The sequence below is a fragment of the Enterococcus dispar ATCC 51266 genome (assembly GCF_000406945.1).
In the GTDB taxonomy this organism is placed as follows: Bacteria; Bacillota; Bacilli; order Lactobacillales; family Enterococcaceae; genus Enterococcus_C; species Enterococcus_C dispar.
This window is the reverse complement of the sequence record NZ_KE136354.1, coordinates 2,412,135-2,438,347: the sequence shown is the minus strand read 5'-3', so window position 1 is coordinate 2,438,347 and position 26,213 is coordinate 2,412,135. Positions and strand designations below refer to the sequence as shown.

The window sequence follows — 26,213 nt, the reverse complement described above, 5'->3', positions numbered from 1 at the left end:
ACTGGTTTTCAATGTAAAAAAAGAGTCTGACCAAGATTAGTCAGACTCTTAAAATCTTCAAAATTAATCAATTAATTTTGTTTTCTTCACATCCGCAATTGTTTTAGTTCCAGCTAATTGCATCGTGATAGATAATTCTTTATTGAAGTGATCAAAGACAGATTTCACACCTTCAGCACCGCCTAAATTTAACCCGTAAATAACAGGACGGCCGATGGCAACTAAGTCAGCACCACTTGCTAAAGCTTTAAAAACATGTTCTCCACGACGAACACCGGAATCAAATACGATCGGCACCCGTTTGTCGACAACTTCTGCGATAGCAGGTAAAACGTCAAAGGAAGCAGGACCACCATCTAATTGTCGGCCACCGTGGTTGGAAACCCAAATGCCGTCAGCACCTGCTTTAATTGCAAGATCGGCATCTTCAGGAGATTGAATTCCTTTAACCAAAACAGGTAAATGAGTTAAGTCTTTAATTTTTTTGATGTCTTCTGGCACCAAACCTTGTTTAGCAGCAGCATATATTTCAGCAATCCCTTTGCCTTCACCATTACCACTGGCGCTTTGAGCAGAATAAGCAGCTAAATTGGGCATTGGTAAGGGAAATTGGAATTGATTAATTACGTCTTCTTCACGGTAACCACCTAATGTCGAATCAGCAGTTAAAATAATTGCTTTGGCACCTGCTTTAACAGCTTTATCCAAAATAAATTCATTGAAGCCGTCATCTTTACTCATATACAATTGAAAAAATTGTGGTGCATCAGGTGCAGCTGCTGCTGCATCTTCAACAGTTGTATTGGCATAAGTACTAATTGAAAAAATTGAACCCGCAGCAGCGACACCTTTAGCAGTATCTGCTTCGCCTTTTTCATGAGCTAAACCTTGTGCTGCAGAAGGAGCTTCAATAATTGGTGTTTGAAGTTCAATATCCCATAATTTAGTAGATAAGTCAGCATGATCAATCCCTTGTAAAATGCGGGGCATAATTTTTTTATTCATAAATGAAGCTGTATTTTCTTTCATTGTCCATTCATCTTCAGAACCACCCCGAATATAACCAAAAGCACCAGCTTCCATGCGTTCTTTGACGCGGCCTTCTAAAGAGGCAATATTCACGATATCAATAGGATGTTCTTCATTACTTGTATGATACATAAGACTTTCCTTCTCTCTTGTAATTTACAAGCTCATTCTACATCGCTTATTAAAAGTAAGCAAATGTTTATACTTGAGGGTAATAGAAAAGTGGCAGAGGTCGGGTAGCTCTTTTAAAAAATCTCAGAAACTCGTCTACTGGTGTTCTGGACCAGTAGCTAGTTTTTGAATTTTTCTCAAAGAGTTGGCATCTGAAACTAGACAAAATAGAAAAGCTTTTTGAACTCGTTCAGCTCTTTAGCAATCAGATGAAATCTTAATACATTGTTTTTCAAATTTCTTAAGATTTTGGCTGATTGTCGCCAAGAGTTTGTTCAAAAAGCTAGACAAGAAGGAAAGTTGAAGAGGATGGGCAGCTCATTAATAATCAGACAAAATTTCTCAGTCGTGATGGATTTCAAACAAAAAACCACGAGCCTTTCATTTTTCACACCTGTATTAGGTAGAAAAACAAAAGTTCGTGGTTTGTGTGCTTACTTCACGCTAAAGTTGTGATTTACTTCAGCTTTTAAAACCGGATGGGCTTGCAGGTATTCCGCAATTACTTCTGTCATATCCCGCGGAATTTCTTTAATGATTTTATCCGCGCTAAACATAGCATAATTTCCGCCACCAACCGCACGATATTGATTCATGACAACTTCCAATTCTTGATCAGGTAAAATATCTGATCCTTCAAATTGCAGCTTCGTAATTTTTTTGCCATAAGGTTGACTTAAATCAATCGCATAATCAATACCTTCATACATATCATAATTGTAATATTGCGGTTTTGGATTAATAAATTGCGGATTAAAGACAATTTGACCGTCTTTTAACACTAAATAATTTGCGGTTTGTTCCAAAGCCGCTTTTAAATCAGCGCCCGTAATTTTTAAAACGGCAAGTGTATTGGGGTAAATATAATTAGTGATGACATCGCGCATGGTTATAGTTTCGCCAAAGCCTTTGCCTTCATTGTTAAATAAAGCTGTGCCGGAAATTTTAGCACCGCTGGCCCACATTTGAACCCGGTTGATGAATTCAATATATGGGTGTTCGTGAATGCGGGCAGCCATTGGATCTGTGATGTGCATATCACCTTCCACTTTACCCACCGGTTGATCCAACCACATTTCTAATTCGTCGTCTAATTCTTGAATTAAACTGACAACTTCTAAATCCGCCTTAGCATCTTTTGTCACTACAATTTCAGCGCTGGGATTACTTACTTGCCAAGTATTGTCAATTTGATTTAAATCAAGCATAATTTTACCGATATAATTTCCGCGAAATCCTGGCTGAATAACTGGAACACCGTTGACAACAGCCGCAATTTCACGATGTTGATGCCCGGTAACAAAGGCATCAATACCACTGACTGTTTGCAACAATTCATAACCTTCATTTTCTCCGGTCAGCATTTCCGTTGCTTCTCCGGTTGAGAGGTCTTTTTCAAAACCCCCGTGGTAAGAAACAATAACCACATCCGCTAACTCCCGTAATTTGGGCACGTATTCTTTAGCGGTTGCAACTAAACTTTTGAAAGTTAAGTCTTTAACAGTTGCCGGTTGTTCCCAATGGGGAATGTATTGGGTGACCACACCTAGAATCGCAATCTTGACGCCTTCTTTTTCTAAAATAACGTAAGGTTCGCCAAAATAAGGTTGGCCATCTTTGCCTAAAACATTAGCTGCTAAAATCGGATGCTGATAACTTTTAATCGCTTTTTCTAAATAAGGCAGACCATAGTTAAATTCATGATTCCCCAGTAACCCAACATCATAGCCCATGTGATTAATGACTTTGGTAATTTCAGCTGGATCTTGTTTTTGCTTAGCGGCGTAATAACTTAAAGGTGAGCCTTGAATAAAGTCACCATTTTCAATTTTAATGACTGGACCATCTGCTTGTGCGGTCAATTCTTGCATTTTAGTTGCAACTTTGGCAGTTCCAAAAGGTAAGTCAGCGCCTTTTTCCGCGTAATTAGTTGGTTGAATGTAGCCGTGCATATCACTCGTTGCTAAAATGGTTAATTGCATATTTCCTCGTTCCTTTCCTGATTTTAAATTCTGATAATCATGCTAAAATTGCGATAGAATTTAAAACAATTTCCTTTGTCATCATACCATAAACCGCGAATAGATTTGATTAGACACTTATTTTTCTCTGAAAAAAATCTGACTGACGCATTTCGTTTGAGCGTCTTTTCAGACTAAAAAAATCTCCTCTACCTTTTAGGAAGAGGAGATTTTCTTACATCAAGTTATTGATTCCAAGCGTCTTGTAATTGTGGAACAGAATCTTTAATTAATTTGTCTGTATCTTTATTTGGGTTAGACAAAATGTTTTCCATGATTGCCCGTACTTCATTGTAGGCAGGATCAGCATTTTCTTTAACTGGAATAGAGAATAAATCTTTTGTTGCTTCTTCTAAAATTGCTGGTACTTTGGTATTTGGTGATTTTTTGTATTCTTCACTTTCTAAAACAGATTGTAATACTGGCATGTAACCTGTTTGTTCAGCCCAATATAATTGAACGTCTGGTGAAGACAAATATTTCAAGTACATGAAAGCTGCAGATTTTTGTTCTGCTGTAGCGCTGTTGAACATGTAAATGTCTGTACCTTGTTGTAAGTTAATTTTTTCCGGACGTGGTGCCACACCGTATTCAAATTTACCTTCTGTATCTTTTTTAACGTAACCTTCACCGGCAATTGAACCAATGAACATTGCTACTTTACCGTTTGCAAACGGGCCAGATAAATATTTGTCTGAACCGGCAATGCGGAAGTAACCGTCTTTTACGCCATCTAAATAGTAATCAATTACTTCTTTTGATTTTTTAGAATCAAATTTTAAATCTTTAGTGAATTCTTCCCCTTTATTTTCCATGCCAATAACGTAGTAATTGTTTAAAGAGTCAAAGCCCGCACCGACAACTTCATGATTTGATTTTTCATAAATTGTTTTAGAAGCTTCTTTTAATTCTTCTAGTGTTTTAGGAACTGCAACACCATATTCTTTCAATAAATCAGCGTTGTAAACTAAAGCTTCAGTTGATTTATTAAATGGAATACCGTATTGTTTGCCTTCGATTTGGGCACCTTCTAATAAAGGTTTGCGAATTTCTTCTTGGTCGCCCCAACCAATTGTTTTGTCATCCATGTAAGGTTTTAAATCCACTAACATATCGTCTTGTGCTGCGTTCCATAACCAGCCTGGATATGCTTGGCTGATGGTTGGTAAATCCTTTGGAGAAGGTAGGGTTGAATTGATTTTTGCTTGTAAGTCTGGGTATTGTGATTGGTTTTGTAATTCAATTTTGATTTTAGGATTTTCTTTCATAAAATCTTCAGTAATCTTCGTTAACGCTTCTTCTTGCGCCCCATTCATCGCATGCCAAAATGTAACAGTGGTGTCTTTGTCGATGGATGTAACGATTTTGTCGCTGTCGCCATTAGAACTTTCTTTTGAATCATTGCCACAAGCTGCTAATGCAAAAACTGTGGCGGTTGCCAATACTGCTGTACCCAATTTTTTGAACTTCATTTCTTACTCTCCTTTGAACTCAGTGATTTTTTCCCCACGGGTGGGAAGTATTCTTTTACCATACGGGTTTTCCAGTTTTTCTGGTTTTAACGTATGGATTGGAACCAAAATTTTAGGCTCGATCATTGAAATAATGGCATCGAGATCTTGTGGAAAGGCATGTCCGGAACAAGCAAGACGGACAAATTCCACTTTCTTCAAGGCTAATAAATCCAAGAAGACTTGATATTTGGGATCAAAATCTCCCAAAGGTTGGGCGTCCATATGAAAATACATGCCGCCGCTTTGTAATTTTTCAAAGTTTGCGACTGCTTGCCATAAGTATTTATGGTCGTCAGCCAACAATTCTTCATAAGAAATTTCTAGTTTTTTATCTAAGTCCGCAATTTTATGTTCGGTATTTAAAGGATAATAATACGGAACTGCGATATTAAAGATATCCTGCATTAAAGCAGCCATATTGGCTTCTAATACGACTTTTCTCGGCGATTGTTTAATAATTTGTTCAAAACGCTTCACATTAGCGGGATAACCATTAAACGTTAATTGTCGCTGAGGATTTTCTGTGACCTGTGCTACCAGTTGTGCAATTAAATCCGCTTCACTGAATACTTTAACCTCTTCAGAATCTCTTTCCTCAAAGCTGATGCTAACGCCTTCCATCATTAGAAGATCTGTATGCTTAGCTTGTTGACAAAAATCCAGCGTATACTGGCGATCATATCCGTGTAACCGCAAATCACCAGTGTAAGTCAAAAACGCATCGGGTGTATGAATCAATAAAGCACATGCGCCGTAAGCATCGTGATCAACCGGTACAAGTTCCACTTTAATCTGCCCAACTTCTACCACGTCATGGGCTTCTAAACCAATCATTTCACGGGTAAAATTCGTTGCTTCAAAAGGAGAAGGAATTAAAAAATCACCGTTACGATTTAAACTACGCAAAATTTTTGCCGTTTCTTTTAATGTGTATAACGGAATTTCCGGATCCAAATAATTAATCATTTTGGAATGATCCAAATGCGCATGGGATAAAAAGACAGCCGTTTGAGTGTATTCTTGTTCATCTTCCCCATGATAAGTGTAATTTAACCGCGGATCATAAACGCCTTTTAACTCCGGTACTAAACGATTTTTTAATAATGTACTTAAATCATCATCTTTTAGCCCCAATTCCGGGCGATATTCGGTCCCAAAATCAAAGAAAATATGCGCATCTTCATAACTGACTTCGATAATAGTACCGCCGATGGTCAAAATCCCACTATGAAAAGTGATGGTGGTTTTACCCTTTGATACCATTTTTTGCCACTCCTCGAATAATTTCTTTTCTAAAAATCAAATAAATAATTAAGATGGGAATTACTGTCAATGTCGCTGCGGCCATTTGCAAGTGCACATCGCTCCCACTTTCTGTCGTAAAAGCCGCTAAACCGTTATTTAACAAGCGGTATTTTTTCTCGTTGGTAACAAGTAATGGCCATAAAAATGAATTCCAACTGGAAATAAACGTTAAAATTCCCACAGTGACTAACGCCGGTCGTGACATCGGCACTAAGATCCGCCAAATGTACTCCAAGTCAGAAGCGCCGTCGATTTTAGCTGCTTTATAAAAGGTGCTGGAAATTCCTTTTAAATAGCTATTTAAATAATAAATATAAAAAATGCTTGTTAAAAAGGGAATAATTAACGCCATATAGCTGTTTAATAAGCCCATTTTGGCAATCGTATTGTAATTGGTAAAAATAATCGATTCATAAGGTACCATTAGTAATGACACCATAATCCCGACAACTAAGCCTTTAAATCTAAACTCCAAACTCGTTAAAGCAAATGAAGCTAAAACAGAAGTAATTAAAGTCGCAATTGTCGTCACAAGAGAAACAAAGACAGTATTAATGAAGTACTGTAAAAACGGTGCTTTAGAAAAGACCGCTGCATAGTTGGCCCATTGGAATTTTTCTGGAATAATGGTTGGCGGTATACTGGTCGCTTCACTATAAGTCATTAAACCGGCTAAAATCATATAGACAAATGGGAATAAGGTGATAATGCCTAAGACGACTAAAAAGACCAAGGCCACAATTGTCACAACTTTTTTCACACTAATCCCCCACTCTCTTCATGATTTGGCGTTGAATAAAGGTACAGAACAAAATGACTAAGAACAAAATCACGGTCGCTGCCATGGCAATTCCGGGACGCCCGGCAATATGGAATTTATCATAGATGTAGTACACTGCCGTTGTCGCACTTTTGGCAATCCCCGGTTGGCCCGCAAACAAAGCATAAACTTGCGTGTACACTTTAAAGGCACCGATAATATTTACTGTCAATAAAAAGGCTATTGTGGGTATGAGTTGTGGTAACGTAATCCGGCGGAAAATTTCTCCGTCTTTGGCACCAAACATTTTGGCAATTTTGTAATGTTCGGGATCAATATTGCGTAAGCCGGCTAATAAAATAATGATATTAAACGCCAAGCTGGTCCAAATTCCAAAAATAATTAAGGTCGTCATGCTCATGTCTACATTATCCAACCAATTGATCGGTGCGATACCTACTTTGCCTAGTAAGAAATTAATAATCCCGTAAGAGCCGTTAAAGAAGTAACGAAACACAATCCCGATGGCAATCGTACTGGTTACATAAGGCATGAAAAATAACGTTTCAAAAAAACTTTTATGCTTTACTTTTTCAAAAATAATCCAAGCAATCGCCAGTCCAATTATTAAAGCAATTGGAACCACCGAAAAAGCGTAAAGAGCTGTATTTTTTAACGCTTTAAAAAAGACTGGATCACTTAAAACTTTTTGATAGTTTTCAATACCCGCGTATTCTTGGTTAATCAGCGTTCCTTTTTGGAAACTCATAAACAGCGAGCGAAATAAAGGATAGATGCTAAAAATCATAATGACAACCAAAGATGGCAGAAGGAAGAGCCAGGCTTTGGGTTGATTTTCAGGATTGTAATGATTTTTCTTAAACATTAGTAAATCCGCGTCCCATCTTCTTTAAAGATAAAAGCTTTTTGGTAAGCAAAATCAAATGTCAGCTGCGCTCCTTCTTGAATATCTTCTTCGATGCTGACAATCGATTTTAAGTGATGGGTATCAATATCAAAGTTTAAAATACGTTCCCGGCCAATTAACTCCACGCCAGCGATAACTGTTTGAAAAGCGCCGGTGCCATCAACTGGCAAAACATCTTCTGGTCGAATACCAATAAAGTAATTGCCATCTGGCATATTTTCTTTAAAACGGGCGACCATAAAGCGATCGACAGGAACACTAAAGGCATCGTGATGCATCATGCCAGCTTTTACTTCCACTGGTAAAATATTAATGATGGGATTACCAATGAATTTAGCTACAAACAAGTTATTTGGTTCTAAGTAAAGATTTTGTGGATCATCGTTTTGTTGAATGACACCTTCGTTTAATAAAATAATTTTGTCAGAAATAGACAACGCTTCTTCTTGGTCATGGGTAACAAAAATCGTCGTAATCCCCACTTCTTTCACTAAGCGGCGAATCTCTTCACGAATCTTTAAACGTAAACGCGCATCTAGATTAGATAACGGTTCATCTAATAATAAAACTTCCGGATTTTGTACGAGGGCCCGCGTAATAGCCACCCGTTGTTGTTGCCCACCAGATAATGTACCGGGCTTTTTATCTTTTAACTCTTCAATATTGGTTAATGCCATATATTTTTCCGCAATTTTCATCGCTTCATTTTTAGGCATTTTTTTATCCCCAACCGTTAAAGGAAACATTACGTTTTCAAAAACAGTCATATGGGGATAGAGTGCATAGTTTTGAAATACAAAACCGATATTCCGATCTTTAGGTTCTGTCTTCACCACAGAGCTTCCGGCAAAACGGATATCGCCATCTGTTGGACTTAATAACCCGGCAATCAAATTTAAAATAGTTGATTTACCACAGCCACTTGGCCCCAAAAGACAAACCAAATCACCTTTTTCAATCGTAAAATTAACAGACTTTAACGCTTCAAAACCATTATCGAATACTTTTTTCAGATCGATAACTTCAATCATGGGAAATCCTCCCTTTTTTATTTTTACCTGCAATGCTAATTTTAGCATTTTTTATAACAGTAAGTTTATAGAGTTTCATGAGAGATTCTTTTATTTTTTTCTCATTTTACTTTACAAGCCAAAGAGTGAAGAGGCGCACTAAGCACTTTTTTCACAATGAAACGCCTCTTATTTTGCTGACAGAAATTTGGAAAAAACAGGAAAATTTTAGTTATTATTTCATACTTATCAAAAACAAAACAGATACCCGTGTATGGGTCCTCTAAAAATAAAATGGCGCAAAAAAAGCTAGCCAACAAAAAACGTGCTTTTGTTGGCTAACTTTTATAGATTATTTTCAAAAACGAACAGGAACAAACTTACCCTTTTTTAACTGGTAACTAGCAGTAAAACCAACTGCTTGCAGAAGTCTTTGGGTCTTTTCAAAAGCATAATCTAGCGTATCTATTTGATGACTATCACTTGTTAAGATGACGGGAACTTTCTTACTAGCTAAAAATTCCAACAAGAATTTTGCCGGATAAGGTTGTTTCCTCCAACCACGGCTCATACCACCGGTGTTCACTTCCACCAATCCTTCGTATGTTTTCAATACATTTACAACTTTCTGTAAGGCTTTTAGAGCTATTTTTTCATAAGCTTTTTGATTTTGAGGCGTTAGATAATGCAGTGTATCATCAAATTTTGTCACCAAATCAAAATGGCCGACAATTTTAGGCTGATTGTGGGTAATATGGGCGACAACAAGATCGTAATAGTCTTGTGCTAAAGCTAAAAAATCACCTTGATACCAATCCTGTAATGTTTCATTGAAGTTTTTGGGAGTATCATCCACACTGCGATATACACCAGCTTTTGGCGGCAGATAATGAACGGAACCAATAAAATAATCATAACCACTAATTGGAGTTGGACTAAAATAGTCCCATTCCAAACCACAAGCAAGATGTACCGCGCTATTTTCAGCCAAAGTGCGGACCGCCTTTTGATAGGCCGCTTCATCTTTTATCCCTGGGCAAGTGGGATCAAAAGAGGCCCTGGAGTGGCAGGTAAAACCTAAATCCGTAAAACGCAATTTTTCAGCGGCTGCCGTCATTTCTGCTAACGTATTTTTCCCGTCGCACCAAGTACTATGGGTATGGGCATTGGAATAAAACATTGCCTTCCTCCTTATTTCATGGTCTCTTGTTTGGTCTTTTTATCGACTACTTGACGCAAAGCAAGCTCAGTCATAACAGCTGTTGGTGTAATATCATTATTGGCCATTAAAACGAGTAAATGGTAAATTAAATCGGCAATTTCATACGTCGTTTCTTCTTGGCTATTTTTCATCGCACCAATTACAACTTCGGTGGCTTCTTCGCCGATTTTTTTCAAAATCTTTTCATTGCCTTTCGCAAATAAATAGCTGGTATAACTTTTTTCTTGCGGGATATTTTTTCGACTTAAGACTAACTCATATAGTTCTGAAATGGTGATGCTTTTTTTCATTTCAGCTAAAAATAAAACTTCATTAAAACAGCTTTCTGTTCCTTGATGACAAGCAGGTCCCGCTTTTATCACTTTTGCCACTAAAGCGTCTTGGTCACAATCTGCTTTTAAACTGACTAATTGCTGGGTATGACCGCTGGTTTCTCCTTTACGCCATAACTTTTGGCGGCTGCGAGAATAAAACGTCATCTGCTGTGTTTCTAACGTTTTTGTTAAACTCTCTTCATTCATATAAGCCACAGTCAGCACTTGATTGGTGTAAAAATCTTGCACTACACAAGAAATCAAACCCTGTTCATCAAACTTCAAATTTTTTATCTCCATTAGCCCTCACCTCTTATTTGCGAATTGGAATGTTTTTTTCTGCTAAATATTCTTTTAACACCGGAATAGGAATTTCATCATAATGGAAAATAGAAGCGGCCAGTCCTGCATCTATCTGTGGATTTTGGAACAGCTGATAAAAATCTGCTTTACTGCCAGCTCCGCCTGAAGCAACAATAGGTACATGAGCAATGTCCGCTACTGCCTGCAACAATTCCAAATCAAACCCCGTTTTCACACCATCAGTATCCATGGAATTAATCACCAATTCTCCGGCTCCCAGTTTCTCGCCGGCTTTAATCCAAGCTAAAGCATCCATCCCTGTATCTTCTCGTCCTCCTTTGGTAAAGACGTGCCACGAGTTGGCGACTTTTTTTATATCTACTGATAAAACTACACATTGCGCGCCATAACGTTGGGCTGCTTCCACAATCAATTTAGGATTTTTAATTGCACCAGAATTGACACTGACTTTATCTGCGCCACATTTTAAAACACGATCAAAATCTGCCAGGGTATTAATTCCGCCTCCCACTGTTAAGGGGATAAAAACTTGTTGGGCGACTGCTTGTAAAATATCCGTAAATAGACTCCGCTTTTCTGCCGAAGCAGTAATGTCATAAAAAACAAGTTCATCAGCACCGGCTTGATCATATTTTTTGGCCAATGCCACCGGTGAAGCAACATCTTTAATGCCGGCAAAATTAACGCCTTTCACTACGCGACCAGCTCGCACATCCAGACAAGGAATAATCCGTTTGGCAATCATTTTTCCACCTCCGCTGCAGCAGTAAGACACTCTGATAAATCCAGCTGTCCGCTGTACAAGGATTTGCCAACAATTGTGCCATATGTCCCAGCCTGTGCCAGACTAGTAATATCAGCAAGGGTCGCCACGCCACCAGAAGCAATAATATTGCAGCCTAAAGCATTTAATTTTTCATAAGCGGCACTATCCATTCCCATACCTGTACCGTCTCTTGCAATATCGGTATAAATAATTGTCTGACAGCCTGCTGCGACTAATTCTTGGCAAAAAATATAAGCATCCGTTTCTGTTGTTTCCAGCCAGCCATTGACAGCGACTTTCCCTTTTCTGGCATCTACACCAATCGCAATTTTTTCACGGTATTTTTTGATCATTTCTTTGGCGAATTGTGGTTCCTGTTGCGCAATCGTGCCTAAAATCACCCGTTTTACGCCAATGGAAAGACAATCCTGAATATCTTCTTCATTGCGAATCCCCCCGCCTAATTCCACAAATAAATCGGTTTTTGCCACAATTTCTGCTACTAAATCAAATTGCTTTTTGGTTCCTTCTTTGGCACCATTTAAATCCACTAAATGGAGATATTTTGCCCCTGCTTTAGCAAAATTTTGAGCAAATACGATTGGATCATCACCAAAAATTTCTTGTTGTCCATAATCCCCTTGATAAAGCCGCACTACTTTGCGATTGTACAAATCAATTGCTGGTAAAATAATCATCTTTACACCTCCGTAAAGGCCCGCAAAATATTCAGGCCAACTTTCCCGCTTTTTTCAGGATGAAATTGCGTTCCAAAAATATTGCCTTTTTGTACTAATCCGGGAATTTTTACACCATAATCACTAAAAGCCGCAATACTTTTGTCGCACTCACTGGCGTAATAGCTGTGAACGTAATAAACAAAATCTCCTTGCTTCACGTACTTTAAAAGAGGCGATTCTTGGGCAAACACCAATTCATTCCAACCAATTTGTGGCACCTTTAACGCTATTTTTTGTTGCGTAAACGTCTCTTTCATCGCAATCACTTTACCAGAAATCAAATCCAATCCGGGATGCACACCAAACTCGTGACTTTCCGAGAAGAGCAATTGCATCCCTAGACAAATTCCCAACAATGGTTTGCCTTTTTGGGCTTCCTTTTTTACCACTGCCGCTAAACCACTGTCTTGTAATTTAGCCATGGCATCCCCAAAAGCTCCCACACCGGGCAGCAAAATTTTTTCGGCCTTTTGAATTTCTGCCGCATCACTTGTCACGACCACATCTGCCTTTATAAAACGTAATGAACTCTGCAAACTAAATAAATTTCCCACACCATAATCAATAATTGCAATCACGAGGTTCTCCCCTTTCAATGTTGTTAGCGGCCGTTTAGACAGTGAACATTAAACAAAAACAAAACACAGGTTGGTTACTATTTATTCTTTGTTTTATTTCCTATCCAATTATTTGAACACAGGACAACTTATTTTTACCTGCCAACTTAAACGTGTACTATTTCCTCTATAAAATAGTGCCTTTGGTTGAAGGAATTTCATTTGGAGCCACTTCATTAATGGCACAAGCTTCGGCTAATGCACGGCCAAATCCTTTAAAACACGCTTCCACAATATGGTGACTGTTTTTACCAGCTAATTGCTGTAAGTGAATCGTGCCACCCAACTCTCTGGCAAAAGCGATGAAAAATTCTTCTACCAACTCGGTATCAAAGCCACCAATTTGACTTGCAGGGATAGCGACGTTTAAACAAGCCATGCCCCGACCAGAAATGTCTAACGCTGCCAGCACCAAGGTTTCGTCCATCGGTAAAATCATACTGCCATAACGGTTAATCCCTCGTCTGTCTCCTAAAGCTTGTGAAAAAGCACGACCCAAAACAATCGCAATATCTTCCGTGGTATGATGCCCATCCACCGCCACATCCCCGTCACATTCTAATGCGATATCAAAACGCCCATGACGAGTGAAAAGTTCCAGCATATGATCTAAAAACCCAATTTTTGTAACAATTTTTTGTTGCCCGGTACCATCAATAGTTAGTTTCAATTTAATTTTTGTTTCACTCGTATTGCGGGTAATTTCTGCAGTACGCATGTCGTTGCCTCCTTTAACTTTTTTTACTGGTTATTGGACACCTTTTAAATTTCGTCTTTTATTATTTGCGTAATGGCGGCCAAACATTGTTGCATCTGCTGCGGGGTACCAATCGTAATGCGCAAATAATCTTTTATTCGGGGCAGGTTAAACCAGCGGACAAAAATTTGTTGCATCTTTAATTTTTCGTAAATTACTTTGCCACCAACTGCGGGATGCGTTACAAATAGAAAATTTGTCTGACTATCCAATACCGTAAAACCTAACGCCTTTAAATCTTGAGCCGTTTTTTGGCGTTGCCCAATAATTTGCTCTAGACAACTGGCATGATAATTTTCATCGGCCAACGCCGCTATTCCTGCGGCAGTAGTCATAGTATTGACACTATAGGGGTTAAAACTAAATTTTAATTTGTTTAAAGCTGCAATTAACGCTGCCTGCCCCACTGCATAACCGAGTCGCGCCCCAGCCAACTGCCAAGATTTAGAAAAAGTCCCAACTACTAAAAGATTGGCAAACTCTTTTATATAGGGCACCATCGATTCACCGCCAAATTCCACGTAGGCTTCATCTACAATTACCAAACGCTCCGGATTAGCTGCAACAAAATTCGCAATTTCGATTGCTGCTATGCCTAAACTAGTCGGTGCGTTAGGATTAGCAAAAATCACGGTCCCTGTTTCTTCTTGGTAGTCAGCCAAATTTAGTGTAAAATCTGCTGCTAAAGGAATTTCTTTGGATGAAATATCATACATCTGGCTAAAAACAGGATAAAAGCCATAAGTTAAATCCGGATAAACTACTCCTGCATTCATCAAGCCTTGAAAACAAAAGGCCAGAACTTCATCACTGCCATTACCGACAAAAATTTCAGTTGGCATTACATCAAAGCGTTGCGCCAATGTTTGCCGCAAATTTTGACAGTCGGGATCAGGATAACGGGCTAACACAGCAGCTGCATTTGCAACGGCTGCCTCTACAGTCGGGGCTGGCGGATAAGGACTTTCATTGGTGTTTAACTTAATCACTTCAAACTGGGGTTGTTCTCCTGGGACATAAGGCGCCAGCGCCTCTAATTTAGGTGTAAAATATTTCATCCTCTACACCCCTTTTCGCATTTTTATGGAATTGGCATGGGCAAATAACCCTTCTGTTTTGGCAAATAAAATCACATCGTCACTCACATCTTTTAAGGCCTCTTTGCCATAATACAAATAACTCGAGCGCTTTTGAAAATCCGCCACACTTAGAGGGGAATAAAAACGAGCCGTACCTTCTGTTGGCAATGTATGATTGGGTCCAGCCAAATAATCCCCTAAAACCTCAGGTGTATGGTGACCTAAAAAAACACTTCCGGCATTTTTAACAGCGTCTAACGCTGCAAAAGGTTCTTCAATACACAGTTCCAAATGTTCTGGTGCTACTTCATCAGTAATTTCAAAAGCTGCTGCTAAATTGGGAACGACAATAATACAACCATTCTTTTTTAAAGAAGCCGTCATAATTTCTCGGCGTGGTGCATTTGCCGTTTGTGTTCTGACTTCCTGGGCAGTGGCTTCAGCAATTTCTTGACTTGTTGTCACTAAGATGGCCTGAGCGTTCACATCGTGTTCTGCTTGTGCTAATAAATCAGCTGCTAAGTAAGCTGGCTTCGCTGTTTTATCAGCGATAATTAAAATATCACTCGGACCGGCAATCATATCGATATCCACTTTGCCATAAACGAGCCGTTTAGCCGTTGCCACATAAATATTGCCGGGCCCTGTGACTTTATCTACTGCCGGAATGGTTTGGGTTCCATAAGCAAGTGCCGCAACAGCTTGGGCACCTCCCACTTTATAGATTTCATCAGCACCGGCAATTTTGGCAGCAGCCAAGATTGCTGGCGTAACCGTGCCGTCTGGTTGTGGCGGGGTCACCAAGACAATTTTTTTGACACCGGCAATTTTAGCTGGGATCACATTCATTAATACTGTACTGGGATAAGCAGCAGTTCCTCCTGGCACGTATATGCCAACTTTCGCTAGTGGAATAACACGTTGCCCCATTATTGCTCCTTGTTTTTCTAACATAAATCCATTATCTTTTTGTTTTTCATGAAAGGCGGCAATATTGCGCTGTGCCTTTTTTAAAACAGTTAAAAAAGCGGGGTCACAAGCCGTTATGGCCGCTTCAATTTCAGCAGCTGTTACTTTAAAAGTAGTCAAAGCAGCCCCATCAAATTTTTTTGTGTATTCTTTTAACGCTTCATCTCCACTAACTTGCACATTTTGAATGATTTCTTGCACTACTTGTGTATATGCGGCGGTACTGCCTGATGCACTCGTCCTAATTTGGTTTAAATTCAAATCACGTTGCTGTAAAATTTTAATCATTTTTTGCCCCCACTTTCTGAATAATTTCGTAAATTTCAGATTGTTTAAACCGCCATGACGTGCGGTTTACCACTAAATGCGCCGAGGAATCGGTAATTTTTTCAAATACTTCTAAGCCGTTTTCCTTTAATGTGGTGCCTGTTTCCACAATATCGACAATTACATCAGCCAAACCAACTAAAGGGGCAAGTTCAATCGAACCGTTTAAATAAATCAGTTCCACCGGTTGACTCCGACTGCTAAAATATTTACGCGCAATAGTGGGATATTTGGTGGCCACTTTTAACGGGCGACTTGCATCTTTTTGAAAATTTTTGGCACCGGCAATCGCAATATCACATTGGCCTATAGCAAAACGTAAAACATCTAAAACATCCGCCTCAGTTTCTAATAAAATATCTCGTCCCACAATGCCGATATCTGCGGCACCATGTTCCACATAACTGGCTACATCACTTGGCTTTACTAAGAAAAAGCGCAATCCATTTTCTTCATCAGTAAAAATCAGCTTGCGACTTTCATCTAATAAATTTTCTTGGCACAAACCGGCTTCATGAAACATGTGATAAACCTTTTCCCCCATGCGTCCTTTTGGCAAAGCGATATTTAAGTGGGTACGCTCATTTTTTGCTGTTACTGTGTCAGTGGCAATCGCATTTAAATGAATCCCAAAACCAATTGCCGCTTGTGTTTTACCAAGAGATTGCAACAAGCCGTCGTAGCGTCCCCCAAATAAAATTGCCTGGGGGACTTGTGGGACAAAACCTTGAAAAATAATGCCACTATAATAGTTCGTATCATTCACCGTTGATAAATCAAAGAGCAGTCGGGGAGTAACTGCCTCTTTTAGTAGCGCGGTTGCCAATTCTTGTAATTCAACCAGCGCTTGGTGGGCGTGGGGTAAATCTTTGGTTAGTGTTAGAGCAGTTTGCAATGATTCATTAATTTCACCACTTAACTGCAGCAATTCACATAAATTCGTGGTCAAAGCTGGTGCTAAATGTACTTGTTGCGCCAAATCTTTCAAAGCTGCACTGTCTTTATTTTTAATACTACTAAAAACTTCCGCTTGGCGATTACACGGAAATAATGCCAAAATTGCTGCCACTAACCCACTGTGGGAAAATTCCAATTTGGCTTGACCGATAACTTCTAAAGAAGCAATAGCCAGTTGAATCACTTCAAGCTCTGCTTGCTTATCTACACTGCCGATAATTTCGATCCCCGCTTGATTCAACTGCTGATATTCATTGGTATGGTGATTATGACGGTAAATATTTTCATTGTAATAAAGTCGTCTACTTTCATGAGCAGCAGTATTTTTCACAATCGATAAGGTGACATCGGGATTTAACGCTAATAAGCGCCCATCTGCAGCACTAAATTTAATGACATCATCGTCTGCTAAAAAATTTTTATTTTCCAAATAAAAGTTATATTCTTCAAAACTCTTTAAACAAAATAAATTGAAGCCTGCTTCTTGGTATAAAGCGCGCAACTTCAATGCTGCTACTTCTTCTTGACGTAAAATATTTACTGGAATTTCCATCATTTCCCCTCCCCTGACATTACCCGATAACTACAAAATGGCGAAACTTCACTGCAGTACGCCAACTTAGGCCTCTAACAAATGTACGTAACAACTCTATTTAAAAGAAAAGTGGCTTGAACTATTTCAGCGTGGGGACAATAAAACGAAAGCTGGATAAATTTCTTGCCATTTCAGCTTATTACCATAGAAAGTTCGTTCATACAGCTAAATTCCAAAAGCTTTGGTAGATTCGCTTTATTCCTTGTGAAAAGTACACAATCCCTTACTTATAAAAAAAGCGCCCTCTGACAAAGTCAGAGGACGCTAACACGCGTGGTTCCACCTCAATTTATCTATGCAATAATAGACCTTATGCGATCAAGCTAACAAAAGAGGTGGGCTTGTTGATTATTTCACAAGTTTATTGTTTATTTCTCCTCTGGCTGTCAGCCTTTTTGTCTAGCCATCCAACAATGACCGCAGCGATAACGGGCTAACCCGGCATTTTTTACTTTATTCAAAAATGCAACTCCAAGATGTGTTTCATAAAAAACAACTGACCTTTTTACACCACCCAAAGGCTCTCTTTGCAGTTTTTTTCTACTACTCTTCTTTTCAGCGTCAAAAATATAAAATTGGTTGTGTTATATACTATGCTGAATTGTCAGAAAAGTCAAACACTTTTCGATAATTTTTATCACTTTTTATTAAAATTTTTCGTATTATTGCCTGATGATATTCGTTTTATCTGTGTCGTCAAAAAAAAGCGCTAAGAAAGTCCGCTTTCTTTTTCGGTAAGAAAAGAAAGATTTTCTTGGCGCTTTAGGGATTAGAATTCCTGCTCAGGGGTTGCTTTGGTTAAAGTTGCACTCCTCGTTTTAACTTCAAAATAGGTTTCTATTAATTGTTGTAGTTCCGCCGTTGCCGCCTGCGCTCTTTGTGCCTGCACTTCATTAATGGCTTCAATTACTAAAATGGCATCTGTTGTCTGCTCTTGTAACATGGTGCGTTGGGCTTCACGCCAGTTAAAACAACGACATACTGCTCCTTTTTCATCATAATAAATGATTTCGTCGGGTAAAGCTGGCGCATCTTCATCCGCTCCTAACGGCTTAAAACTTTCGCCCCCTTTGGCTTTGCCTAAATGGAGGTCACCTGCGAGCGCCTGGATATCTTCACCGCCACAAGGAACCGCGTATTTTAACGAAATACTGTTGTAAATATCCACAAGCGGATTAATAGGATTAAAGGTGCGATCTTGGCTGGCTCTTTTTAATAACGCTTCAATCGAAGAACGCGCTCCTTTTTTTGTTTTAAATTGGCTAAAAGCTTGACGCCATTCCTGAATAACATCGTTTTGACTAAAAGTTTCTGCTGTTAAAAATTTTTGAGCTTCTTTTTTACCTTGGGCTAATAAATCGGCAAAATACGCATCTTCTGCTTCATTGACATGATTATTAAGTCCAGTAGCTGTGACAACAAATAGTTCTGCATTGGGAAAAAGTTCCCAAAAATTTTCATCTACTTTTATTTTTTTCATTTCAAAAGACCTCCGCTGTTCTTGTCGTTTAATATTTTTGTCATTATCCAATCTGTTTGATCATCACAGCCAATAGTAAAAATATGTTGCCCCGTTTTAACAAAGTCCATTTTTTTATAAAAAGCAATGGCAGATGGATTGTGTTCCCACACGCCTAACCAAATCTCACTTTTATTTTTTTCTCTTGCTGTTTTTTCCGCAAAAGTAATAAATTGTTTCCCTAAGCCTTGACCCTTAAAGGCGTTTAAAATGTAAATTCGTTCAATTTCTAATGCTTCTTTTGTCCCATCTTCACTTTGCGCTTCATTTATATTTAATTTTAAGTAGCCAGCCAACTCATTTTGTTGGTAAATAAAATAGAAAAAAGAATTTTTATTGGCGAGTTCTTTTTCCAATTGGGAATAGTTGTAATTTTGCTCTAAAAAAGCTGCCAGATCTTCTGGTGTATTGTCTTTAGCAAAAGTTTCGGCAAAAGTGGTTTCACTAATTGCCTTTAGCTTTTCAACTTCTGTTTGTTTTACACCTTCAATCTTCACTACCATAAAGTCGTCTTTCTCCTTTCTTCACCAAATCCCAATCTTTCGCAACATTTTTTTCCACTCGTGCTAAATAAGCTGCTAATTGTTGCATTTCCGGTTCACTAAAATCTTTTAAAGCAACCTTATTGGAATATTGGTTTTCAGCTTGAATGATTGGGGCAATTTTAGCCCCTTTGTTGGTGACAAAAAGTGATTTATTCTTTTTATTGTCTGCTTGTGGCTGTTTTTCAATCAGACCATTTTTTTCTAACTTGGCAATAGCGCGGGCAGCGGTAGTGCGATCGACTTTAATCAACTCTGCTAATTTTTCTTGGATGATGCCGGGATTTTCATAAATGCGAACCAGATAAAGATACTGCCCCCGGGTTAAAGAAAATTCTTTAAATTCAATATTGGCAATCGAATCTAATGCACGGGCAATTTTGCCTAAATCACGTAAAATATCAGTCATATTTTTCCTCATTTAAAAGTTATTGGTAATTTGTATCTTAAAACATTTTTATTGTATATGCAACAATTAAGCGTAAGCACTTCATTTTGTTTTTGTTTTGAATCATGATACGGTTAATTTAAAGGTAATAAAAGTCTTTATGTTGTACGTAGTTTGAAGCGTTGTTTTTGAAAGGAAGGAAAACAGATGAAAAAAATGTCAACTTCAACAGTGATTAATACCGGTGGTCGCGAAGGAGAAAGTAAGTCTGTCACAGGTTCTTTAGATGTCTTAACAACTGGCGTAAAAAAAGAAGGCTACACCAATCCAGAAGAATTATTTGCCGCGGGGCTTACCGCTTGTTTTAATGGTGCTATGCAATTTCCATTAGAACGAGACGGCTTAGGGGATAAAAAAAGAGAAATTCGGGCTGAAGTCAGCTTACTTGGGGATTTACCAGATTTTACAACACTACATTTAGAAGTTGTTTTAATTGGCAAAATTGAAGGCTTAAGTAAAGAAGATACCGTAAAATATATGACAGAAACCGAAAATATCTGTCCGTATACAAAAGCTATCAAAGGAAATGTCGATGTAAAATTTGCTGCCGAAGATTAAAGCAACCACTTTGGCATCGTTTCACTTCTAAACATAAAAATAAATAATCCGCTGACAAAGCACATTATAGTGTAGTTGTCAGCGGATTATTTTTTAAGTAAAGGAGTAGATGACTTTCACGAGGAAAAACACGTTTATTACACTTTCTTAAGCTAAAAACTGTAGGAACGGGGTTAATTCAGAAAAATAAGTAATCGTAAGTTCCTGCATCCCGCGAGAAATAGCAGTATATAACATTTTACGATCTTGTTGATTCGTATAATTTTCTTTCGTAACGTTGTATAAAATCACACGATCAAATTCTAACCCTTTTGCTAAACTGATTGGCAAAATCGTTACATTTTCTTTAGGAATATTTTTATCGGCTAAAATTACGGGCTGATTGTGCCACCATTGTGTTAAATAATCAGCTTCTGCTTGCGTTTTGGTAATCACAGTTACTGATTTGCCATCTGCCAGAAGGTAAGCCAAATCATCCAAACTAGCCAATTTTTTTACCGCTACTGCTTTGCCTTTAGGGCGAACTGGTACAATTGTAAAATCAGTTTGGGCCGTAAGCTGTTGAAACGCCGCTGTAATAGCGCCACTGGAACGGTAGCTATTTAGTAAATCATAAACTGTAACATCTCTTTTAGCCGCTTTAAAAATAGCCGCAATGGTTACAAAATCCGTCTGAGAATTAAAGATTGCTTGATTGTAATCCCCCACTAAAGTAAACCGAGCTTTCGTAAATAATTGGTTTAATAAAAAGATTTGCGCCGGCGTGTAGTCTTGAACTTCATCTACTAAAATGTATTTCATCTCGGCTAAGGGACTCGCTCTAATAAAGCGGTGTTGGATTAATAACGCAATCGTCGCTTCATCAACTGTTAACACTTTACCAGCGTGATACGTGTCACCAGTATAAGCCAAATATAAATCTGCTAACATTTGCGCTGGTTGTAGCCAAGTAAAGTTCGTAATCGCAACTTCAATCTCGTGATATTTTTGCTGCAATAAGCGTAAAGCGTATTTTTTCAATGCTTTAGGTGACTCATCTTGTAATAAATGCCCAAAATATTTTTGCTGTTGCGTTTCGGATAAAGCCAAAACCCGATCTTGCCAAGCTTTACCTTGGGCTTGTTTTAATAAACGACGCTGCCAATAACTACGAAGTTTTGCCGCTACACTTTGAATTCTTTGACCAAAAGTAGCTTCTTTGGGGGTGGTAGCATACATTTCAGCGATTGTCTCAGCTTTAATAATTACTTTTTCCTTTAATGAAATTGCTTGAAAATAATTTCTATTTTGTAAGATATTACTAGCGTTATACACAAATTCGGCAAATTTGCGACTGCGCAAAACAGACGTCCGCGCATCGACTTCACTTTTTGTAATACGGATAAAATAATCCGTTTCACTTTCTAGCGGTTGATCTAATTGCCATGCCAAAAGTTTACGCCACGTTAAATTGCGGGGATTTTTTTCCCCTAATGAAGGCAAAACATGGGCAAGATATTGAATAAATTTGTCATTGGGCGCTAAAATCAACACGTCATCCACACTAATTTCTTGGCGTAATGAATACAATAAATACGCTATGCGCTGCATAATTGTCGAAGTTTTACCACTGCCGGCTACCCCATTGACCAAAATAATCTCATGGGTTAAATCACGAATAATCACATTTTGTTCTTTTTGAATAGTCGCAGTAATTGCCTGCATCTGTTTACTGGCACTGTTTTCTAGTGCTGCTAATAATACATCATCTTCAATGGCAACATTGGTATCAAAGTAATGTTTCAACTGATCATAAGAAATCACAAATTGCCGCCTTAAATCAATGGCAACGGGAATCTCATTGCCATTTGCCCAGTAAGCAGATGCTCCCAAAACGTTATTATAAAACAACTCAGCCACCGGTGAACGCCAATCGTAAACCAGATTTTCATTTTCTTCATTAAAGCCATTGACGCCGATATAAAAAGACTGCTTTTCCTCTTGGTCAAAATAATCCACCACTACTTTGCCAAAATAAGCTTGCGGTAATAAGCGCTTAACTTGTGCCAGCTTGTTGGCAGCTGTTTCTTGTTTTAAATTCAGTTGATCAATTTCACGGTTTTTCATTTCCAACTGAGCAAACGTGTCTAAATTATCAGCGAAGTTATCAAAATTCAGCCGGACATCTCCTGCCATTTCCTGCAGAGCTAAAATACCAGTACTCTGTCCTTTAGCTAAAGTTTCAGTCAATTGTCCTTCTGCTTTTTTTAATGCGTGATAAACTTTTTGCAAATATTGTTCTTCTGCTCGTGTGTTGACCATAACACCACTCCTAAATTCGCATTTGCGCCGCTTTTATTAGCGGAAAGCTATTCTACACCCCTATTCATTTCACTGCAATCTTTATACTCCCATTTTAAAAGAAAAGAAAGCGAAAACAAAAAAGCGGAATGAACTTGCTTGGCTCTCAAACAATAAGACGAAATCTTGCTAAATTTCCCCTTAAATTTCTTATAATTTTGGTTTAGTGCCGAAAAGAGTTCCGGCGTTACGCCAGTTATAAAGAACAGTGGAACAAATGCGGTCAATTCTTGGGAAAATCATCTACTCTCATCTCAACAAAAAGCTCCGGCAGAAACTTTATTTTCAAAAAGTTTCCGCCGGAGCATAAGGCTTTATTCAATATGAAAAATTGAAACAATAAAAGTAAAAAGCTATTTTTGTAGGAGTTCTAAAAATGCTGCGCCGTATTTTTTCAATTTATTTTCCCCTACCCCTTTAATTTGCAACATTTCTAAGGTGGTTTGTGGCTGAATCTCAGCTAGTTCATACAACGTTTTATCAGAAAAAATGACATACGGTGGTAAATTTTGTTTGGAAGCCAATTCCAAGCGCAACTGGCGCAGTTTTTCAAACAATTCATTATCCGGTGCCAATTTTTTCACGACTTGAGCTTTACGCATCACTTTTTGTTGTCCCAGTAAGACTTTTTTGCCACTATTGGAAATTTTCAATAAAGGAAATTGTCCTTCTGTGGGGGTTAAATAACCTGCTGCTGTCAAAAAATCAATTAACTGACTAACATCTTTTTGACTCCAGTCTTTCATTAAGCCGTAAGTTGATAGCTTTTCAAAATGCCATTGGCTAATTTTTTGATCTTTTGAACCCGTTAAAACTTTACTAATAAGTGCTTTACCAAAACGTTCACCCATACGTTTGACACAAGATAACACTTTTTGGGCATCTAATGTAATCTCTTCAACTTCTCTTTCATCTAAGCAGTTACTACAACGCCCACAATCTGGGCCGTCTTCCCCAAAATAGCGCAGAATGTAGCGTTGCAAACACATTTCTGTATGAGCATACTGGCTCATTTCTCGTAACTTCAAATATTCTTTTTGCTTGTAGTCGATTTCCATCTCAGAATTATCAATAAAAAACTGCTGTACTTGCAAATCTTGCGGTGCGTACATCAAGATGGCTTCACTCGGCAGTCCATCGCGCCCCGCTCTGCCGGCTTCTTGATAGTAGGATTCAATATTGCCTGGTGTTTGCGCATGGATGACAAAGCGGACGTTACTTTTATTAATCCCCATCCCAAAAGCATTCGTTGCTACCATTACTTTAATTTCATCAAATAAAAAAGCTTCTTGCGCTGCTGAGCGTTGCGCTTCGGTTAAACCGCCATGATAATAACCGACTTCAATTTTTTTACTTTTTAAAAGGTGGTATAAGCGCTCAACTTCTTTTCTGGTACTGGCATAAATAATACCCGCTTGTTGATCATTGACCCGCAAATATTCCAATAAATAGCTGTCTTTAGCGTCCTTTACTACTTGAAAAGCCAAATTTTCCCGCGCAAAACCGGTTTGGACTTTATTATTCGCCGGAATTTCCAAACTGCTTTCAATATCTTTGGCGACTTGGGGCGTTGCTGTCGCAGTTAAGGCAATCACAGCCGGACGTTGGGGCAACGCTTTGATTTCTTGGGCCAATTGCAAATAACTCGGGCGAAAATCATGCCCCCATTGCGAGATACAATGGGCTTCATCCACAGCAATTAAACTAATTTTTTCTTGCTGTAAAAGTTGCTTAAACGAAAACATTTCAAAACGTTCCGGCGCAACATAAACTAATTTATATTTGCCAAAGGCTGCATCTTTTAAGCGTATACTTACTTCAGCTTGAGATAAACTACTATTAACAAAAGTAGCTGCAATACCCATTTCATTTAACGCATCCACTTGATCTTTCATTAAAGAAATCAAAGGCGAGACCACTAAGGTTAAGCCATCTAATAATAATGCCGGCAATTGATAACAAATCGACTTCCCGCCACCGGTTGGCATAATGCCTAAAACATTTTCATTACGCAACACTTTTTGAATCAATTCTAATTGACCCGGACGAAAGCTTTCGTAACCAAACTTTTCTTTTAATAATTGGGTTAAAACATCCACGTATTATCCTCTTCTCACTGCCAAGTTCTTTTCCAGTATTTTTTGTCTATTCATCTTAACATGGAAAACCACCAGAAAAAAGTGGCCAATTGGTCGCCAGAATTTTTTACGTAACCGGTGAGTTTGATTACCCTATTTTATCGAATTTTATAACAAATGGTTTTGACGAGAAAACAAAAAAAGTGTAAGCTTGGTGAGGCGAATTTAAGTACGCTGGAGGTTAGCAAATGAGTTATTTATCTTTACAAGATATTAGCAAACACTATCCTGGTAAAAAGAAAAATGCGCTACAAGATTTTTCTTTAACGGTAGAAAAAGGCGAATTTATCGCAATCGTTGGTCCTAGTGGCAGCGGTAAGTCAACGCTTTTAAATATTTTGACAGGCTTTGAAGCTCCAACCACAGGCAGTATTATTCTGGCAGATCGAGATATTACCAAAGATGCCCCGAAAGATCGGAATATGGCGCTTGTTTTTCAAGAATACGCTTTGTTTCCGCATATGACAGTGGCGCAAAATATTACGTTTGGGATGAAAATTCGTAAAACTGCTAAAAAAGAACGTCAGGAAAAATTGGATTGGGTCACAAAAGAACTTGGTTTAACAGAAGTCTTAAATGTTTTACCGAAAAATTTATCCGGTGGTCAACGGCAACGGGTCTCACTAGCCCGCGCAATCGTCCGCGATCCCAAGTTATTTTTGATGGATGAACCTTTATCCAACTTAGATGCCAAATTGCGGGATCAAGTGGGGGATTTAATTTTAGCCACGCATAAAAAATTACACGCGACAACACTATTTGTCACCCATTCCCAAGAAGAAGCCATGTCTTTGGCTGATCGCATTATCGTGTTAAAAGACGGCGTGATTCAACAAGTCGGTACGCCCCAAGCAGTTTATGAAAAACCAAAGAACCGCTTTGTGGCCGAATTTATTGGTCGGCCCACGATTAATATGTTCTCCTTTGCCAAATTGGCACCACACTTACAGCAACAATTTTTACAGGAGAAAGACAAACTAGCCGCAATCCGCAGTGAGCATATCCATATTCGTGAAGAAAAACACAAAGAAAGCAGCTTACCATCTTTTGAAACTGGAATTGTCACAGAAGTACGTTATTATGGCGGCAATAGCATTTTGCAGTTGGATTGGCAACAAACGAAACTATTCGTACAAACTGCACAAAACCCGCCTGCTTTAGGCGCGACAGTTACATTTACGTTTGATCCAAAACAATTACTATTTTTTGATAAATAAATTTATAGTACCGCTATAAAATATTTTAATATTTTACTGGAGGAAA

Annotated in this window: 23 protein-coding genes and 1 other annotated feature; of the genes, 2 read left to right on the top strand and 21 right to left on the bottom strand. The window is 38.5% G+C overall.

Annotated features, from left to right (window positions below):
- Window positions 1-63 precede the first annotated feature (63 nt).
- The 19 genes from RK01_RS11435 to RK01_RS11345 form a co-directional block, all read right to left on the bottom strand.
- Window positions 64-1,161, bottom strand: a complete 1,098-nt coding sequence (locus RK01_RS11435; RefSeq protein WP_016173434.1) for a lactate oxidase — start codon at window positions 1,159-1,161, stop codon at window positions 64-66.
- Window positions 1,162-1,634: 473 nt separating this feature from the next.
- Entirely contained in the window at window positions 1,635-3,182 is a 1,548-nt protein-coding gene (locus tag RK01_RS11430) for a bifunctional metallophosphatase/5'-nucleotidase (protein ID WP_016173433.1), read from the bottom strand.
- A gap of 224 nt (window positions 3,183-3,406) precedes the next feature.
- The gene (locus RK01_RS11425) at window positions 3,407-4,693 is read right to left on the bottom strand and encodes an ABC transporter substrate-binding protein (RefSeq protein ID WP_016173432.1); all 1,287 of its coding nucleotides are present in this window, start codon (window positions 4,691-4,693) and stop codon (window positions 3,407-3,409) included.
- A 3-nt stretch (window positions 4,694-4,696) separates the two neighbouring features.
- Window positions 4,697-5,998 carry an MBL fold metallo-hydrolase gene (locus tag RK01_RS11420; RefSeq protein WP_016173431.1) on the bottom strand — a complete coding sequence of 434 codons (1,302 nt, stop codon included), beginning with the start codon at window positions 5,996-5,998 and terminating at the stop codon, window positions 4,697-4,699.
- Window positions 5,982-6,800 (bottom strand): carbohydrate ABC transporter permease, encoded by an 819-nt coding sequence (locus RK01_RS11415; protein WP_016173430.1) that lies wholly within the window; start codon window positions 6,798-6,800, stop codon window positions 5,982-5,984. Before RK01_RS11415 ends, RK01_RS11420 begins: the two co-directional genes overlap by 17 nt.
- Window position 6,801: 1 nt before the next feature.
- Entirely contained in the window at window positions 6,802-7,686 is an 885-nt protein-coding gene (locus tag RK01_RS11410) for a carbohydrate ABC transporter permease (protein ID WP_016173429.1), read from the bottom strand.
- Window positions 7,686-8,759: an ABC transporter ATP-binding protein gene (locus tag RK01_RS11405; RefSeq protein WP_016173428.1), complete on the bottom strand. Its 1,074-nt coding sequence runs from the start codon at window positions 8,757-8,759 to the stop codon at window positions 7,686-7,688. The genes RK01_RS11410 and RK01_RS11405 overlap by 1 nt, the downstream gene beginning before the upstream one ends.
- 337 nt (window positions 8,760-9,096) lie before the next feature.
- Window positions 9,097-9,918, bottom strand: coding sequence for a histidinol-phosphatase HisJ family protein (locus RK01_RS11400; protein ID WP_016173427.1), 822 nt, complete (start codon window positions 9,916-9,918; stop codon window positions 9,097-9,099).
- Window positions 9,919-9,929: 11 nt separating this feature from the next.
- Window positions 9,930-10,574 (bottom strand): bifunctional phosphoribosyl-AMP cyclohydrolase/phosphoribosyl-ATP diphosphatase HisIE, encoded by a 645-nt coding sequence (gene hisIE, locus RK01_RS11395; RefSeq protein WP_016173426.1) that lies wholly within the window; start codon window positions 10,572-10,574, stop codon window positions 9,930-9,932.
- Between the two features lie 13 nt (window positions 10,575-10,587).
- Window positions 10,588-11,343, bottom strand: coding sequence for an imidazole glycerol phosphate synthase subunit HisF (hisF, locus tag RK01_RS11390; RefSeq protein WP_016173425.1), 756 nt, complete (start codon window positions 11,341-11,343; stop codon window positions 10,588-10,590).
- On the bottom strand, window positions 11,340-12,062 hold the full coding sequence (gene hisA / locus RK01_RS11385; RefSeq protein WP_016173424.1) for a 1-(5-phosphoribosyl)-5-[(5-phosphoribosylamino)methylideneamino]imidazole-4-carboxamide isomerase: 723 nt from the start codon (window positions 12,060-12,062) through the stop codon (window positions 11,340-11,342). Before hisA ends, hisF begins: the two co-directional genes overlap by 4 nt.
- A 2-nt stretch (window positions 12,063-12,064) precedes the next feature.
- Window positions 12,065-12,682 (bottom strand): imidazole glycerol phosphate synthase subunit HisH, encoded by a 618-nt coding sequence (gene hisH / locus RK01_RS11380; RefSeq protein WP_016173423.1) that lies wholly within the window; start codon window positions 12,680-12,682, stop codon window positions 12,065-12,067.
- A 166-nt stretch (window positions 12,683-12,848) separates the two neighbouring features.
- The gene (gene hisB / locus RK01_RS11375; protein ID WP_016173422.1) at window positions 12,849-13,439 is read right to left on the bottom strand and encodes an imidazoleglycerol-phosphate dehydratase HisB; all 591 of its coding nucleotides are present in this window, start codon (window positions 13,437-13,439) and stop codon (window positions 12,849-12,851) included.
- A 44-nt stretch (window positions 13,440-13,483) separates the two neighbouring features.
- A complete protein-coding gene (gene hisC, locus RK01_RS11370) occupies window positions 13,484-14,536 on the bottom strand; it encodes a histidinol-phosphate transaminase (protein ID WP_016173421.1) in 1,053 nt (350 codons plus the stop codon).
- 3 nt (window positions 14,537-14,539) lie between these two features.
- Window positions 14,540-15,814: a histidinol dehydrogenase gene (hisD, locus tag RK01_RS11365; protein WP_016173420.1), complete on the bottom strand. Its 1,275-nt coding sequence runs from the start codon at window positions 15,812-15,814 to the stop codon at window positions 14,540-14,542.
- On the bottom strand, window positions 15,807-17,363 hold the full coding sequence (hisG, locus tag RK01_RS11360; protein ID WP_016173419.1) for an ATP phosphoribosyltransferase: 1,557 nt from the start codon (window positions 17,361-17,363) through the stop codon (window positions 15,807-15,809). Before hisG ends, hisD begins: the two co-directional genes overlap by 8 nt.
- A 296-nt stretch (window positions 17,364-17,659) precedes the next feature.
- Window positions 17,660-17,973 (bottom strand) — a binding site (T-box leader).
- Window positions 17,974-18,174: 201 nt separating this feature from the next.
- Window positions 18,175-18,885 (bottom strand): B3/B4 domain-containing protein, encoded by a 711-nt coding sequence (locus tag RK01_RS11355; protein ID WP_016173418.1) that lies wholly within the window; start codon window positions 18,883-18,885, stop codon window positions 18,175-18,177.
- Window positions 18,882-19,427, bottom strand: coding sequence for a GNAT family N-acetyltransferase (locus tag RK01_RS11350; RefSeq protein WP_016173417.1), 546 nt, complete (start codon window positions 19,425-19,427; stop codon window positions 18,882-18,884). The genes RK01_RS11355 and RK01_RS11350 overlap by 4 nt, the downstream gene beginning before the upstream one ends.
- Window positions 19,411-19,875, bottom strand: coding sequence for a MarR family winged helix-turn-helix transcriptional regulator (locus RK01_RS11345; protein WP_016173416.1), 465 nt, complete (start codon window positions 19,873-19,875; stop codon window positions 19,411-19,413). The genes RK01_RS11350 and RK01_RS11345 overlap by 17 nt, the downstream gene beginning before the upstream one ends.
- 186 nt (window positions 19,876-20,061) lie before the next feature.
- Here RK01_RS11345 and RK01_RS11340 point away from each other — a divergent pair, with 186 nt between their 5' ends.
- Window positions 20,062-20,472: an Ohr family peroxiredoxin gene (locus tag RK01_RS11340; RefSeq protein WP_016173415.1), complete on the top strand. Its 411-nt coding sequence runs from the start codon at window positions 20,062-20,064 to the stop codon at window positions 20,470-20,472.
- A gap of 147 nt (window positions 20,473-20,619) precedes the next feature.
- Here RK01_RS11340 and RK01_RS11335 read toward each other — a convergent pair whose 3' ends face one another.
- Together RK01_RS11335 and recQ are read right to left on the bottom strand one after the other, a co-directional pair.
- Window positions 20,620-22,773: a HelD family protein gene (locus RK01_RS11335; RefSeq protein ID WP_016173414.1), complete on the bottom strand. Its 2,154-nt coding sequence runs from the start codon at window positions 22,771-22,773 to the stop codon at window positions 20,620-20,622.
- Between the two features lie 392 nt (window positions 22,774-23,165).
- Window positions 23,166-24,911, bottom strand: coding sequence for a DNA helicase RecQ (gene recQ, locus RK01_RS11330; RefSeq protein WP_016173413.1), 1,746 nt, complete (start codon window positions 24,909-24,911; stop codon window positions 23,166-23,168).
- A gap of 227 nt (window positions 24,912-25,138) precedes the next feature.
- Between recQ and RK01_RS11325 the strand changes: the two genes are divergently transcribed.
- A complete protein-coding gene (locus RK01_RS11325) occupies window positions 25,139-26,167 on the top strand; it encodes an ABC transporter ATP-binding protein (protein WP_016173412.1) in 1,029 nt (342 codons plus the stop codon).
- The last annotated feature ends 46 nt before the right edge of the window (window positions 26,168-26,213 follow it).

Coding starts and splice junctions, on each gene's coding strand:
- RK01_RS11435 (WP_016173434.1), bottom strand. CDS start 1,161: ATGTATCATACAAGTAATGAAGAACATCCTATTGATATCGTGAATATT.
- RK01_RS11430 (WP_016173433.1), bottom strand. CDS start 3,182: ATGCAATTAACCATTTTAGCAACGAGTGATATGCACGGCTACATTCAA.
- RK01_RS11425 (WP_016173432.1), bottom strand. CDS start 4,693: ATGAAGTTCAAAAAATTGGGTACAGCAGTATTGGCAACCGCCACAGTT.
- RK01_RS11420 (WP_016173431.1), bottom strand. CDS start 5,998: ATGGTATCAAAGGGTAAAACCACCATCACTTTTCATAGTGGGATTTTG.
- RK01_RS11410 (WP_016173429.1), bottom strand. CDS start 7,686: ATGTTTAAGAAAAATCATTACAATCCTGAAAATCAACCCAAAGCCTGG.
- RK01_RS11405 (WP_016173428.1), bottom strand. CDS start 8,759: ATGATTGAAGTTATCGATCTGAAAAAAGTATTCGATAATGGTTTTGAA.
- RK01_RS11400 (WP_016173427.1), bottom strand. CDS start 9,918: ATGTTTTATTCCAATGCCCATACCCATAGTACTTGGTGCGACGGGAAA.
- hisIE (WP_016173426.1), bottom strand. CDS start 10,574: ATGGAGATAAAAAATTTGAAGTTTGATGAACAGGGTTTGATTTCTTGT.
- hisF (WP_016173425.1), bottom strand. CDS start 11,343: ATGATTGCCAAACGGATTATTCCTTGTCTGGATGTGCGAGCTGGTCGC.
- hisA (WP_016173424.1), bottom strand. CDS start 12,062: ATGATTATTTTACCAGCAATTGATTTGTACAATCGCAAAGTAGTGCGG.
- hisB (WP_016173422.1), bottom strand. CDS start 13,439: ATGCGTACTGCAGAAATTACCCGCAATACGAGTGAAACAAAAATTAAA.
- hisC (WP_016173421.1), bottom strand. CDS start 14,536: ATGAAATATTTTACACCTAAATTAGAGGCGCTGGCGCCTTATGTCCCA.
- hisD (WP_016173420.1), bottom strand. CDS start 15,814: ATGATTAAAATTTTACAGCAACGTGATTTGAATTTAAACCAAATTAGG.
- hisG (WP_016173419.1), bottom strand. CDS start 17,363: ATGGAAATTCCAGTAAATATTTTACGTCAAGAAGAAGTAGCAGCATTG.
- RK01_RS11355 (WP_016173418.1), bottom strand. CDS start 18,885: ATGAAAAAAATAAAAGTAGATGAAAATTTTTGGGAACTTTTTCCCAAT.
- RK01_RS11350 (WP_016173417.1), bottom strand. CDS start 19,427: ATGGTAGTGAAGATTGAAGGTGTAAAACAAACAGAAGTTGAAAAGCTA.
- RK01_RS11345 (WP_016173416.1), bottom strand. CDS start 19,875: ATGACTGATATTTTACGTGATTTAGGCAAAATTGCCCGTGCATTAGAT.
- RK01_RS11340 (WP_016173415.1), top strand. CDS start 20,062: ATGAAAAAAATGTCAACTTCAACAGTGATTAATACCGGTGGTCGCGAA.
- RK01_RS11335 (WP_016173414.1), bottom strand. CDS start 22,773: ATGGTCAACACACGAGCAGAAGAACAATATTTGCAAAAAGTTTATCAC.
- RK01_RS11325 (WP_016173412.1), top strand. CDS start 25,139: ATGAGTTATTTATCTTTACAAGATATTAGCAAACACTATCCTGGTAAA.